Raw genomic sequence first — 13,388 nt, 5'->3', positions numbered from 1 at the left:
GTTACTCCAGTTCCTCGAGTTTCTCAGTGATCAGCTCCCAATCGAGATCCACCGCCTGTTCGCCGACCGGGGAGAGGACGTACTCCTTGCCCTTCTTGATCCAACACTCCTCGAGATCGTCATCGGACGACCAGTAGTTTCGCAGCGTCGACCCGCTGTAGGAGAGGTGATCGGCAACGTCGGCGATCGTCGTCAGTTCGTCGTGTTCGGCGAGTACGGTGATAGCTTCGATCAGCCGCTCGCGTTTGCGAGTATCAGCCTCGAGCCACGAGTGGATCGGCTCGGGGACCGCGTGGTCCTCCGCGATATCGCCGATGTTCGACTCAACGTCGTCGACCGAGAGCGTGACGGTGCGTTGCTTGCCCTCGTGGCCACTCGGTTGGAGGAGGAGGTCGTTCGGGATCTCGTGGTCCCGACGCGCCTCGAGTGCGGCGTCGACCCACTCGCGGCGTTTCTCCCCTGGTGTCTCGAGGAACCGGCCGGCGACCGGCGCACCGTCGGAGATCGACACGTCGACATCCTCCAGGTCTTCGGGCAAGAGGAACCACTGTCCGATCTCCGGTGTGCCGTAGTCATCGAAGTCGTGAACACGGCAGTCGACGACGTTGACCCACCATTCAGGGTCGTCTTCGTCGCCCCGCCACGCGTCACGGTCGTGTTCGCGGACGCGTGCGCCCCACGCGACGCCGTATCGATCACGCCAATGCCGGTCACCGAGACCGAGTCCACAGGGCGCACCCCGGAGTTCGACCGGGTAATCGGGCTTCCCTTCGGAGATGATCATCCCCCAGCCGATATCGAACTCGGAGAGTTGGCGCTGTTGTTCCCACGAAAAGTGATGCGTTTTGTCCAGCGTGTCGATCTCGTCTTCCCCGAGTTGCAGCAGGAATTTGATAGCGATATTCGATCGAACGGGTTTGTACACGTCGTTCCATTTCTGCGTCGAACCGAGTAACAGGATCCGCCTCGAGCCACCCTGCGTTGTGAGGAAGAAGATGGTCTGCCGTAGCGTCTTGATGTCGGATTTATACCGAACGTCGGCCATCTTCGACGGCGCGATATTCTTGAGTTCGCGGATTTCGATACAAACGCGAGGTAACCGTGGATTCTCGTCTCGAGCCTTGTAGATCAGCCGCAGCCAGAGATCCATGATCACGTACTTTAGGGGCTCTAATCCGGACCCGAGGAAGTTACAGCAGAGCACCGCCGCCCGCTCCTGGTCGGCGATAATCGCGTTCATATCGATGTTCGTCGCCGCTGCCGGGGACGTGATCAGTCCCTCCGCGGCGAGTTGTGCGACCCGCTGGGCGGCCTTTTCGAGTGCGCTTTCGGCGTCCATCTGGTAGTGCGCCCGATACGTCTCTGTCGAGTGGCCCCCAGACTGTTTCTCCTCGATTTCGGTCCACTCGATGGTCGCTTCCATCTCACGGGCATAAACCTGCAGACGCGATACTAATTCAGAGACCGACCCGCTGTTCTCGAGTGTCACGTCGAGTGCTTTCTTGATTCGCGCTTCGACCGTCTCGTCGGATTTCGTCACACCCGCGAGTCGCAAGATCAAGTGCGGTGTGAGCGTGTCGATGCCGATCGTAAAGAGTTCGAAGTTCGACGGCAGGAGATCGGGAACCTCGCCCATCGACGGCACGAAGACGTCTGTAGCCATTGCATCCGGATCTTGGCCCATCCGCTCGAGGTTATCCTGAATTACTTTCTCGTCGTTCGGAATCCCGATCATCGGCGTCTCCATCCGCCCGTCGTCCATGATCGAGATGTAGGAGTAGCCGTGTTCGCTCTGCAGATTCTTTCCGAGCGAGACGAGCGTCGAGTCCTTCCCACGCCGGGGCAGGGCAATCGCTCCGATATGGTCGCACGACTGGTGGGGGATCTCGACGACCCGGTCCTCGAGATCGACGGCTGAGTCCTTCGCGATCCGCAGGCGTCCCACGGGCGTCGGTTCGTCGACGGTCGTTCGAGCGCCGGGTTCGTCGATCGGTGCGAAGCGAACCGGTGCATACCGACTCGTGTCGACGATGGAGTTGAGGTAGCCGAGTTGCTTCGCGATTTTCGTCAGCGCCTGGAGTTCCTGTTCCGCGCTTGGGGGCGAGCGACCGTTCGACCGGGCGCGGTCGTGACTGTGGAATCGGGTTTTCGTCTGGTCGTCGAGATCCTCGTACACGGGACTGAGGACCTCCGAGAGATCCGGGTCCCGTTTGATGAGCCAGTGGAGTGCCAACAGCAAGTCGTCGGCGTGATAGTCGCCATCGCCGGCCAGCGACCGACGCGCCTCCGTGATCAGGTTCCGAATGAGGGCTTCGTGTTCGGCCTGCGAGCGGCGTTTGCTTTTCTCGAGTCCTTTACGCTGGAGGTTGCCCAGCGCCGTCTCGATGTTCGTCGAGTCACGCGCCTGAATCTCGTCGTAGCGTGCGAGTTGGGTCTGTGTTTGATCGTCGTCGTCAGTTGACATCGTCTCGATCACCTCTCAGATCAGGATGGATCCCTTCGGCGAGCAATTCAGTACGGTGCTTGGATGGGGCGGCCCAGAGCGTGAACAGCGCGACAGTCAGAATCTGGGCGGCTGTCGTCGTGATCTGGTACCGGAGCGGCATGATCCGAATCGAACCGCTGCCTGGTATCCAGAAATACCAGCTCGGGTCGCCGTGCAGTTGCCAGCCGGTAGCGGCGTTTCCGCTGGCCCCTGCGACGAGCAGTAGGATCACAGCGCCGAACAGCCAATAGAACAGGTAGGCGTCGGAGGACTTGCATGCGGTCTTGAACCGCTCGAGTCGGGTTCTGAACACGTCACTCACCCCGAATCCGCCTCGCGATTTCCCACTTCAACTGTGGGATGATCCTTGATTCGTAGCCGAAGATAACCGTCAACGGGGCCACGACGAATATTGCACCCGTCATACCGCCCTCGAGAAACGCAGCGATCGGCGTCGCGACGGCCGCCATCCCGAATAGGAGTGCGGCCCCTACAACATTGTTTGTCGACCAGCGTTCGTCTACTGGACCTGTCTCTACGTCCGTCTCGTGTGGTGTCTCGTCAGTTGACATCGTTACGCACCTCCGCTGCCTGCGACTTCGGCAGGATCAGCGCCATCGAACAGTGCTGCAGCCCGTGGCGACGGGACGAACCCTTGCAGGCTGTCCCGTGGGTCCACCTCGGGGAGCTCGTACACTGGGTCGCCCTTCCGGTCACTGAATCGATCGGAGAACTGTGAGTGGCGTTCGGACATATCCGGGAGTCGATTCTTATCCGCAGGGAAGACGAGCGTGATCTGTTGGACTTCTCCAGAGGCGTCGACGAACTCGACCTCCCGCTCGTCGAGCACGTGTGCGTCTTCGACGAGATATCGGTACTCGTCACCGACCATCTCGGGGTCGTTCCCAAGCCGTTTCTCGATTCGTGACGTACTGGGTTGCTCGATCACCGTCCAGGCGAGTCCAGCTTTCGTGATCAGCTCGTCTTCGGACTCGCGAACAGTCTGCTCGAGGTCACGTTCGATCTCCGGCTCGAGAATGTTATCCCGGTAGCCCTGCAGGTTCGGCTTCATTTGGGCCAGACAGCGCGCGTAGTGCTCGAGTTCCGACGGCCCGACGCACTCGTCGTTTACGTGCTGGTACATCGTCTCGCTCGTTTTGCGGACGAACTGCTCCCGGTTGTACGAGGCGTACCGTCGACCGGCGATAAAGCCGATATATGCCGTTACGTCAGCCGTCTCGACGGTTTTGAACTGCCCTGCGCAGTCGACCCAGTAGGAGTCACTCGAGTCCGCGCGATACTTCTTGAGACGGCGCTTTCGGCGTCGGTTCGAAAGCGAGTACCAGCCCAGGCCGACCAGCGAACTCGTCGCGACGAACAGCACGTACAGCAGCGGATGTGTCCAGAGTCCAACGGCGAACAACTGGAGGACGAACGTCACGGTCGCAGGGACACCGAACCGGACTGCAGCGTCTCCAGTTCGGAATCCGCTCTGGAGGTCCAGGTAGAGATGCTTGATCTCCTCGTGGAAGCGAACCCGCCACGGGATCTCCCGTTCCTCCCGCTCAGATGTGGTGGCGTCTTCCTGTGAATCGAAATTGAACGAGAACTCGGGGTCTCCCATCACGTCGTGGACTTCGTCGGAGAGGGCGATCGCCGCGTTGAATCCGGCCTGGATATCCTCGCGAACGCTCTCGGCGTCACTGGAGATGTCCGGATCCGGTTCGGTGAGATCCTCGATTTCCTCGCGAATAGCGTCGATCTCCGCGTCGATTGCGTTGCACTCCTCGATCAGTTGGTCGGCTTCCTCGACGTCACCGCTGGACTCGTCGTCCATCAGGTCCGTCATCGACGCCCTGTCGCCGTCGACGTTGAGTGCCTTCGCCGGGTCGATCTCGCCCTCGAGTGCGTCACTGAGCAACTGATCGACGCGCTCGGTCTTCCGATTGTACTCTTTGATGAGGTCGTGTTCGCGGTCGATCAACTCCGAAACGCGGTCGGTTTCATCGTCATCCGCGAAGCTGTCGTGGTCAAAGTCGAAGTCGTCAGCATGGCAGGCGTCGTCCCAGAAATCGACTGTATCATCGTCGGAGTCGCCATCGAGTGCGGCGTCGATCCGCTCGGCAATCTCTTCGCGGGCGTGGTCGGTTGACGCAATAACCCGCGTACAGCCGTCAGTCGTCTTGACCTCTTCGCTGAGGTGTTTGATCGTTGCTTCGGTCCACCCGGTCACGCTAGCTGCGATACTCGCATACCGACTGCGTTTGAAGAACAGCCACCGGCGGGTGAGCCACGCGGCGACGACCGGGATGGTCCAAATGCTCGTCAGAACCTGGAGTGCGGGGCCGACCACTGGGGCCGACGATCCAGACGTATCGATTCGGGCAGTGACAGCCAACCAGACACCGAGTCCGATCAGGGAGAATAGGGCAAAGACCAGCAGTATCGCTAGTCGCCGGGGAGCCTTTCGCGGGTCACCGAACGCACGGTTTGAGAGCCGTGTCCACAGTGACGCCGAGTCGTCCGTCTCCGGATCAGCTCGGTCGATAATCGAGAGCGACACGATCAGTCACCCCCCGTCCCTGCCCCGGTCGCACCGTGTCCAGTCGATCCAGAGCGTCGGTTCGGTCGGGCAGCGTTCGATGACGTTTCGGCCGTCTCGTGCTGTCGCTTCCCGGAGAGGGTTGCGTTCAGTTCCTCGATTTTCCGTCTCGCCTCTCTGACTTCGTTCCCTCTATTATACTCTTTCTCAGCAACCAAGAGCGCGGATTCGATATTCGAGAGTGCGGTCGTCGGTGCCAGCCGCCCCTCGAGAATCAGGGGTGCGAGCCAGGTCTCGCTACGGAGTTGCTCGAGCGTGAGTGGATCAACGTCGAGGAGATCGTCGACGCCGTGGTGGGCGTAGATTTGATTTCCGTCTTCGTCGTACTCGATCTGGCCTTGATGGTCGGTTTTGACGATTCCTTTCGCGACGACTTCGACCATGTCGTCGACGGTCTCGATATCGGTCTCTTTCCAGTATCGGGCCGCGTTCGTCCCGATCTCGTCGACGTTCTCGAGGGAGTGTTTTGCTGCCGCGTTCCGGCGCTTTTCGTACTCTTGGCGGATCACTTCCCGGAGGATAACGCCCCGAGGCTCGACGCGCTGTTGGAGTCGAAGGATCCACCCGTGCTTTTTCTCGAAGTAGTACGCAGCGCCTGCGACGATCGACAGGAGCACAAACCACGTGATTGGATTGTGTGCCGCTGCGAAGAGCAACGAGAGAAACATCAACACGTGTTCGGTGAGCAGGTTGTCGAACAGTTCGGCCCGCTCTTCGGTGTCTTGGACGTAATCGACCGATCCCGCGGGCGTCGCCTCGTAGCCTTCGTCTTCGGCCTGCTCGAGTACATAATCGACCAGATTGCTGTACTGGGCGTACTCCGCGCCGGCTACCGAAACGTCGGTGTCGGCCGCATAGAGGTCGATTGCGTGATCAGAGCCGTCTGCGAAGAACAGTTCGGCCGTGTAGAGCGACGCGTTCCGTCCGGCAGCGTCGTCCTCGTACTCGATTCGGACGACGTTTCCGTCACCCAGCACTCGGGCGTCGGCATTGGACTGCTCGACGCGAACCGATTCGACGGGTTCGGAGACGCTAAACGTCGCGAACGGCCCGGACGTGTTGTAGACTTCGTCCGGTGACTCGGTCTCTATCTCGAGGAAGTCCTCGTCGTAGCTTTCGGGTGTGATCCGGACGCTATCGGCCTGTGACGGGCCGTCGTCAGTGTCGAATGCGTCTGTGTCGTTCGTCTGCGTGTCGTTCGTGGCATCGTCATCGGGATCGGCAGTCTGGATCGACGGCGATGGACTGTCCATCGAATCGTCTGCAACGGCCGCGACGGGGGCCGCAAAGACTGTCCCGATGAGCAACAGCGCAATGCACAGCGTTGCGAGTCGCGTCGCTACTCGGTGTGTTGGTGTACTCATTTTCGTTTGCGTAGGATTAGTTGCTCGAGGCGGGTCGTCGGCCGCGACGGTCGGGCTCGCGGCCATGCTCGTCGTAGTGGTAGTGATCCGGTTCGTCTTCTTTCAGCGCCTCTCGGGATTCGGTAACCCGCTTGAGGGCGCTGTACTCCTCGTTCGTAAGGATCTCCTCGATTTCGGAGAGATTCTCCGAGAGAATCGCGTTCGTGACCTTCTGGCCGTTCAGTTCCTCCTCGAGTTCGTTGATCTGGTTTTTGAGGTCCTGGATCTCGGATTTGCTTTTCCGTTCGGAGGGAATGATTTCGTAGTCGACCGGTCGGTCGGGGTTGTTGACCTCGCCGACGCGCTTCGCTCGCACCGTCACCTCGCCAGTCAGTTCGTTCCAGACGGCCGAGTCGTCGTTCGGAATCTCGTAGGTCACGAGATCGTCCGGAAGCCGGTGATCGGCGTCTCGTCGGTTCGGATCGTCCGCTATGAGCCGTGGTCGCCAGAACAACCCGAACACTTGTGTGGATTTGAGTTCGGGGACGATCGTCGCCCCATCGCCGGTATCACGAGCGAGTCGTCGATCGAACTTGATGACGCGCCGAGAGTTGCCCTCGTCTTGCTCTTCCATGATTTGGAGTTCGCCGGCTTTCTTGTCCTGCTTGGCCTTGAACCAGACACCGCCTGAGACACAGACCATCCCGAAGACAGCTTGCTCGAGGTAGCCTGCGTAGACTGCGTCGCTCGGTCGACCAGTCGCGGCGACCTGGTAGAGTGCAATCGAGAGGTAAAGCAGGAAGACAAGGACTGCACCCATGAACGCCTGCGCCATCGGCGTCTGTTTCGAGACGCGGTGTCTGAACCCCGCACGCCGATGTCGCTCTCTGTCGGCCATTGAAAGGCGCTCTTCGGTCTCTTCGCTATCGCGTTCGTCATCTCCGACCGAAGTCAGCTTCATGACGACGAGATAGAACGCCCCGAGGAGAACGAGGAAGGCCACCCCGCCAATCGCCGCCGATTGAAGGTCTACCATCGTCGATCACCCGCTCGCGTCTCGAAAGTTGGTGGGTTAGTCTCGATCATTCGTCTTCGTCCTCCTCGTCGCTCATCACTGCGTCGACAGTCTCTGCGACGGTTGCTTCGACCTCCGGTGGGGGCGAGTCCTCCGAAAACTCGGTCGTGACGGGGTCGCCGTCAGTATCGAACTCCGAGTCGTTCAACGGCCCGGAGACGATCTCTGTCGCTCGAGCCTTCAACTCGTAACCTGCTTTCAGGAACTCCGCGTGAGAGTTCTGGTAGTCGTCCAGTTCCTCGAGCACCACGTCGCAGTCCTCCTCGATGGCGAGATCCGAGAGGTCCTCGATAACCTGTCCGTCGGACGTGGCCGTCTCGAGGATTCGTTTGATCGTCTGCTTCCCGCGGTAGCTTTTGATCATCGGGCAGGCCACGCCGTAGTGGGGACAGCCCTCACAATCGTCGTGGAAGGCGTCGGTCGGATCGTCGACGCCCCGATGTTTGCGCATCTTGTTGCCGCGTTTGATCTCCCGAAGGCGGGATTTGACGGCCTCGCCGACGCTTCCGTCCGGGATCGAGACTGATTTGCGAAGCCACGCGTCGATCTCCCGGTAGAGTTCGGGGTCGTCCTCGCGGACGTACTCGTAGACGTTGAAGAGCCGTTGCCGGACTTCCGAGAGTTCCGTCCGCTGTTGGTCTGGATCGTCTGTATCGCCTGTGCTAGTGCGCTGTCGTGTGTTGATGTACGTACTCATTGGTCTTGATCTGCGTCTGGTCGTGTCTCGACGAACTGGTGGTCGTCCGGCGGGTCAACCTCGAGTGGGAACTCGGGAACCTCCCCGACGGGAAAGGCCACGATGACGCCCGAATCGCAAAAGGCAGCGTACTCAGCGGACCCTCGAAGCGGATTCTTCGGAGATCGGCTGAAGAGCACGTCGAAGTACAGTTGCAGCGATTCTTTGTTCGTCGTGACGGTGCCTGTGGTACAGTGTCTGTATTGGCTCATGTCATCTGTTGGAGCGAAGTTATAACGGCCGACGAAAGCGAAATCGTTAGTCTGAGCGGTCGTAGGGATTCCAATTCCCGACGCGTCGACGCCACCCACCGGGACTCATCTCGATATCGCCTTCGCGGACGCGGCGTGCGTTACTGAAGAAGAAGTAACTCCACAGGACCAGTAGTGCAGCGCCGGCCCGGTAGTAGCCGCCAAGGATCGTGAACACGGCGACCGCAATCCACGCGATATTGAACGGGATCCGGGCGACTGACTCGAGCGTTCGGCTCTCGCCGTGGAACTTGACGCTCAGTAGCCAGCCGACCAAGAGGCCGACAACGACGATCGCGCCGGTCGTAGCGATTTCACTCATTGTTGTCTCCGTGGTTCTGTGAGGTCTGTGTCTGCTGTCGGCTCTCGGAGTCACGTCTCGAGGTTCGTGAGAACGGGTTCAGTCCCGTTGCACGCCGTTGGCGATTGCTCTTACGGGCGTTTTTCCCCTGGTTCGTCGTGAGGATGTACTCCGGCGTGAACTCGGCTAGGACGTAGGCCACAAGGATCAGAGCCACGATGATGCCCGTAACGAGCCACCCGCCGGGATGTAACAGGTTCGCGAAGACGAACAGTCCGATTAGAACCGCCGCGGATCCTTGCAGGAGGTTCACGGTGTGGTCACCTCCGCTATCGGTGTCGGTGCGCCGACCGACAGGATATCGAGGTTGATCATGTCCGACAAGCCAGCCGTGAACGACCGAATGTCGTATTTCATAGTGTCAAGGGGGTTCGGGTTCGCCGTGAACTCGACCTCCACCTCGCCCTCCGCGTGATCGTTCGAATCGAAGTGGAACTGGACGGCCTCGCCGCCGTCAGTCGTCCGGTAAAAGGCTGGATCCGAGCTGTCGGTCGAGATCGGCTTCCAGTCGTCATCGGGTCCCGTTCGATAGACCGCGTGCCAATCGTCGATCGACTGGCCCTCGCTGTTCTCGAGTGGCACCGTCTGGATCGTCCCGCCACTCGAGTTCATCCGATAGTTGCGTTCATCGAGATCGTCACTCGAGAACGGGTTTGGAACGCGGTCGAGGAGCCCGTCACCGCTGGTCGTCGAATCCTTCCAGGCGATACCGAGTACGCGCACGCGAGACGGTGCGAACGTCACTTCGGACTCGGCGTCCATCTCGAACGTGATCTCCGTGTAGGATTCATCACGCTCGAAATCGTGCGTGTTCTGCCACTTCGAGGTGACCTCGTCGTTCGTCGACGAGACCTTCCCCACCTCCGCGGGTGGGATGATATCGGGGTGGACTTTCATGGTCATCTCGACTGGGTAGGCGTTGGGGTTCTCGGCTTCAATGCGTACGAACGCCTCCGTCTCTTCAATAGACGTCCGGACGTTCCGGTCGATCAACTCGACGCTCGAGGTATCGTTGAACTCCGACTCGAGGGCCGGATCGGTGAGGTAGTCGTCGTGGGTGACCGACGCCGTGTTGGTCTCATTTTCGTCGTCCTCAGCAGCGACGATACCACCGACGCCGCCGAGTGCGAGACTCGAGACCAGCAACACGACCGTCCCGAGTGCGAGCAACGTTTTCACGGTGGTCTGGCCGCGGCCACGGTCGTTCGGTGACCGACCGGGCATCAGGCTCAGATAGCGATTGTGGAGCCACTCGCCTGCGTTTCCGCAGGCAACCCACTCGAAAAAGTCGACGATCCGCTCGAGGGGGAAGAGGACGCGTGCAAGGAGGAACACGCCGATCCCACCGACCGCGGCCATGATAGGTGCGTTTCGACTTGCCGAAATCGCCGTGAACACCAGGAAGAGGAAGAGCAACAGGATCTGTGACCCGAAGACGAAGACCGTGCGTTCGCCCCGTCGAAGAGCGTTCGCGAAGTCCGTCCGCCGGCCACGTCCCCGTGGTCCGTTCTTTCCTTTTTTCCGTGACATGGCTACCTCCGTGGCCCGTCGTTATTCGATTCGCCCGAACCAATTCCGAGCAAGTACATCCCGACGATCAGCAGCCCGACGAGCGCGAGGGCGAGCGTGGCATCAATCGCAAACAGGATCAGCACTACGATCGCCGCAAGCAGTACCGCGACGAGTTTGATTATCAAGTCGACTTTCGCTTCGGTCGCAGCAACGGTCGCGTCAGCGGCGTTGTCCACCGAATCTAACGCGCGGCCGAGGATTCCTGTAAGGCTCATCGGGCCACCTCGAGCGTCGATCTGTTCGTGTTCAGTCCGTCTCTGTCGTGTCTGTGTTGCATAGCCTGTTACTCCGTCACTTTCTCGGGCCTCGCTTCGACCGCTTTCGACTGCGGCCCGGTATCAGGCCGCCGAAGAACCACCGTACCCGTCGGAACTGGGTCTGAAACCAGCTTTCGTGAGCTCGGTGACCGCGGTCGGCCTGTTTGTCCGAGTCGTACTTCGCGAATCGTCCGTTCCGGTCTCGTTTGTGGTCGTCTCTCCGGATCATGGTTGATCTGGTTCGATTCACTCCCCGGTGATATCGCCGATCAGCACGTTGAGCACGGACTCGCTGTCGTCTCCGAAAACCAACCTTGGCGAGTACTTGCCAGCCATTTTCGAGACGTACTCTTCGTCGGGGAGCTGATGGTCGTCGCCGTGTTCGTCGATGTGTTTTCGTCGATACTCGAGAAGATCGTCGTTAGCGTCTTCGGCGGCCGAGTTACGGACTTCAACCGTGTAGTCCGGGTTGTCGGGTTTGCCGAGATGCCACTCGAGACCGGTGTACTCGTAGTTCTCGTCGTCGAACGTCGCCTCGATGGTCGTCGCAACGCGTTCTTCCTTGTCTGAGTACCAGGGTGACTGGACGACATCGACCTGGACCGTGACGGATCCGGCCGGTTCAACGTTGTCGTAGGTGTCAATCACCCAGTTCCCGTAGCTGATCCACGCCTCAGTGTTGGCCCGGAACTCGTTTCGAATCTCATCAGCTAGCTTGTCGACCTCCGTCGAGCGGCCGATCGAAAAGGACGACAGGAGGCCGCTGAAAAACGCCCTCGTATCGCCGCCTTCGACCTCGAGACCGTCTGCGAGGATACCTTTCGTTGCCTCCGATTCGGGGTCGTTTTCGTCGGCGCTGGCCGTGGTTGCAAGGCCAGCAGTGCTGACCGTTGCGACCGTTGCGCCCGACGCTCGAAGGATCCGCCGCCTCGAATGCGTCTGATCGTCTGTCGTCGATGTCTCTGATTTCGTGGTCATGTGTATTGGAAAGTGGTGTTGCTGTGAGTCGTCGTGATCGGCCGCCTGAGCTACAGTGACGGGACCAGCCGGTGTTCTCGAGCGAACGCCGCGACCGCCCACGTGGGCATCGCGACGCCCGCGAGGACGTTCACAGTCGGGTCGGTGATGCCGTTGAATCCGATCCCCCATCCGTATGCCGCGCTCGCGATGAGCAGCGCCCCGGCACAGAACGAGGTGGTCAGGATAAACGTCCAGGCGATGATTTCGCCGGTCGAATTGTCGCCTGTCTGGTCGTGGCCGTAATGGCCTGATCTGGTTGCCATAATTGCCCGCTCCGGGATTCGAACTCCGGGATTCCTTCCGCGTCTGGAAGGCGTCACAGCCGTCGGAACTCGCGGGCACGTGTCGCGTCTACAAAAATGAGAATTTCGGGGTCGGGTAGGGGGTTTGGTTGTTCGGGAGCGGTTCGTTACTGCGTGGTCCGTCGACGGTGGCTGACGGCGAACAGGCCAGCAAGCCCGAGGCCGCCGACCGACATGCTACCGACGAACGGAATCATGTCAGTGATGTCGCTCAGCGACCAGACATCGAGACTCAGGCCGTATGCCTGCCATCCGGAGTAATCGAGGTCATCCTGCAGGTCGGAGCGGTCGAACTTCTCGCCCGCCGTAAGGCTCAGGCTGGCCGTCTCTTCGCCGTTGTAGTTGTCGCCGAGGTTCACATCGTACTCGCCGCCCTCGTTGGCTACGATGTACGTGTCGTCAACAGTGACTTCGTCGCCGCCGATCTTCTCGCCGGGTTCGTTCGCGAAGACGTAGACGATGCCGTTATCGAGACTCGAGGTCATGAGGTAGCCGACGCGGTCGCCGTCCTCAGCGTCTTCGAGATCCGCGTCGAAGACGTCCGTCACATTGTCCGATTCGGAGTAGACATGCACGTCGGTCTCCGAGCCGTTGATGCCAATGTCGTCTTCGATCGTCGCGATTTCGTCGCTACTCGAGCTCAGGAAGTTCAGGCTCGAGAGCGACCAGCCGTCTTCCTCGTCGTCGAGACCTTCGAACTCCGAGACGATCTCGTCATCCGAGTCGAAGACGGTTCGGACCGCATGGGTGGTCGCGAACTCGTAGTCGACAGTGAACGCTTCGGTCGCTTCGACCATGCCATCAGCGTCGGCGTCGACGTGGTCGGCGTCCTCGAAGGCCTCCGTGACCGTCACGTCGGCGGTCGTGTTCTCGCCTGCGTCACCGGGGAGTTTCTCGAGGTCCGAATCCTCGATCGTGAACGTCACTTCGGCGGGCGTCTCGCCCGTCGCCGTGTCATCGAACGTGATCTCGTCGGCCGTCGCGGTGTAGGTAACGAGCGAGTTGTTCTCGTACTCAACTGTGAGTTCGAGGGTATCCCAGTTAGTCGGGTCCTCGACCTCACTAGCCGTCATTGCATCGGCGTCGAACGTCTGAGTCGTTTCGTAGACCGCTGTGTTGTTCTCGCCCTCTTCCGCTGCAAAGCCAACGACAGTGTCTGTGTCGTCGCCCGCGAAGTCGCCGTCTGCTGTGATCGTTGCCGCTGCGCCGCCGGTGAAGGCCACGCCGATGACCGAGAAGATCATCAGCGCAGCCAGCATCGTCGCCACTGCTCGTGATTTGAATGTCATTGATGAATCGTGTTGTGTTGTCGGTGGGTTGGTCGTGTGCCAGTGCGTGCGTGGGGTGTCAGACGCGTCAGCCGTACGGTGGCGGGACGCCTCCG

At 60.1% G+C, this 13,388-nt stretch carries 15 protein-coding genes; all 15 read right to left on the bottom strand.

The window, feature by feature from the left end; genetic code table 11:
• Nucleotide 1: 1 nt before the first annotated feature.
• The 15 genes from ACSFC5_RS22830 to ACSFC5_RS22760 all read right to left on the bottom strand — a co-directional run bounded on the left by ACSFC5_RS22830 (nucleotide 2) and on the right by ACSFC5_RS22760 (nucleotide 13,293).
• The gene (locus ACSFC5_RS22830) at nucleotides 2–2,464 is read right to left on the bottom strand and encodes a hypothetical protein (RefSeq protein WP_440767515.1); all 2,463 of its coding nucleotides are present in this window, start codon (nucleotides 2,462–2,464) and stop codon (nucleotides 2–4) included.
• Nucleotides 2,454–2,807 (bottom strand): hypothetical protein, encoded by a 354-nt coding sequence (locus ACSFC5_RS22825; RefSeq protein WP_440767514.1) that lies wholly within the window; start codon nucleotides 2,805–2,807, stop codon nucleotides 2,454–2,456. The genes ACSFC5_RS22830 and ACSFC5_RS22825 overlap by 11 nt, the downstream gene beginning before the upstream one ends.
• Nucleotides 2,800–3,057 (bottom strand): hypothetical protein, encoded by a 258-nt coding sequence (locus ACSFC5_RS22820; protein ID WP_440767513.1) that lies wholly within the window; start codon nucleotides 3,055–3,057, stop codon nucleotides 2,800–2,802. Before ACSFC5_RS22820 ends, ACSFC5_RS22825 begins: the two co-directional genes overlap by 8 nt.
• Nucleotides 3,058–3,059: 2 nt before the next feature.
• Complete coding sequence (locus tag ACSFC5_RS22815) at nucleotides 3,060–4,838, bottom strand: hypothetical protein (RefSeq protein WP_440767512.1); 1,779 nt, start codon at nucleotides 4,836–4,838, stop codon at nucleotides 3,060–3,062.
• A gap of 212 nt (nucleotides 4,839–5,050) precedes the next feature.
• Nucleotides 5,051–6,451 carry a hypothetical protein gene (locus tag ACSFC5_RS22810; protein ID WP_440767511.1) on the bottom strand — a complete coding sequence of 467 codons (1,401 nt, stop codon included), beginning with the start codon at nucleotides 6,449–6,451 and terminating at the stop codon, nucleotides 5,051–5,053.
• Nucleotides 6,452–6,467: 16 nt separating this feature from the next.
• Nucleotides 6,468–7,466 (bottom strand): hypothetical protein, encoded by a 999-nt coding sequence (locus tag ACSFC5_RS22805; RefSeq protein WP_440767510.1) that lies wholly within the window; start codon nucleotides 7,464–7,466, stop codon nucleotides 6,468–6,470.
• Between the two features lie 46 nt (nucleotides 7,467–7,512).
• The gene (locus ACSFC5_RS22800; RefSeq protein ID WP_440767509.1) at nucleotides 7,513–8,202 is read right to left on the bottom strand and encodes a hypothetical protein; all 690 of its coding nucleotides are present in this window, start codon (nucleotides 8,200–8,202) and stop codon (nucleotides 7,513–7,515) included.
• Nucleotides 8,199–8,453, bottom strand: coding sequence for a hypothetical protein (locus ACSFC5_RS22795; RefSeq protein ID WP_440767508.1), 255 nt, complete (start codon nucleotides 8,451–8,453; stop codon nucleotides 8,199–8,201). The genes ACSFC5_RS22800 and ACSFC5_RS22795 overlap by 4 nt, the downstream gene beginning before the upstream one ends.
• Nucleotides 8,454–8,499: 46 nt before the next feature.
• A complete protein-coding gene (locus ACSFC5_RS22790; RefSeq protein WP_440767507.1) occupies nucleotides 8,500–8,814 on the bottom strand; it encodes a hypothetical protein in 315 nt (104 codons plus the stop codon).
• Nucleotides 8,807–9,106 carry a hypothetical protein gene (locus tag ACSFC5_RS22785; protein WP_440767506.1) on the bottom strand — a complete coding sequence of 100 codons (300 nt, stop codon included), beginning with the start codon at nucleotides 9,104–9,106 and terminating at the stop codon, nucleotides 8,807–8,809. Before ACSFC5_RS22785 ends, ACSFC5_RS22790 begins: the two co-directional genes overlap by 8 nt.
• The gene (locus ACSFC5_RS22780) at nucleotides 9,103–10,383 is read right to left on the bottom strand and encodes a hypothetical protein (protein WP_440767505.1); all 1,281 of its coding nucleotides are present in this window, start codon (nucleotides 10,381–10,383) and stop codon (nucleotides 9,103–9,105) included. Before ACSFC5_RS22780 ends, ACSFC5_RS22785 begins: the two co-directional genes overlap by 4 nt.
• Before the next feature lie 2 nt (nucleotides 10,384–10,385).
• Nucleotides 10,386–10,640: a hypothetical protein gene (locus ACSFC5_RS22775; protein ID WP_440767504.1), complete on the bottom strand. Its 255-nt coding sequence runs from the start codon at nucleotides 10,638–10,640 to the stop codon at nucleotides 10,386–10,388.
• A 288-nt stretch (nucleotides 10,641–10,928) separates the two neighbouring features.
• The gene (locus tag ACSFC5_RS22770) at nucleotides 10,929–11,660 is read right to left on the bottom strand and encodes a hypothetical protein (protein ID WP_440767503.1); all 732 of its coding nucleotides are present in this window, start codon (nucleotides 11,658–11,660) and stop codon (nucleotides 10,929–10,931) included.
• A 50-nt stretch (nucleotides 11,661–11,710) separates the two neighbouring features.
• Nucleotides 11,711–11,965, bottom strand: coding sequence for a hypothetical protein (locus tag ACSFC5_RS22765; RefSeq protein WP_440767502.1), 255 nt, complete (start codon nucleotides 11,963–11,965; stop codon nucleotides 11,711–11,713).
• Between the two features lie 146 nt (nucleotides 11,966–12,111).
• Complete coding sequence (locus tag ACSFC5_RS22760; protein WP_440767501.1) at nucleotides 12,112–13,293, bottom strand: surface glycoprotein; 1,182 nt, start codon at nucleotides 13,291–13,293, stop codon at nucleotides 12,112–12,114.
• Nucleotides 13,294–13,388 lie beyond the last annotated feature (95 nt).

It is taken from the genome of Natronorubrum marinum, from assembly GCF_052040125.1.
Taxonomy (GTDB): Archaea; Halobacteriota; Halobacteria; order Halobacteriales; family Natrialbaceae; genus Natronorubrum.
This window is presented reverse-complemented; position numbering and strand designations above follow the sequence as displayed.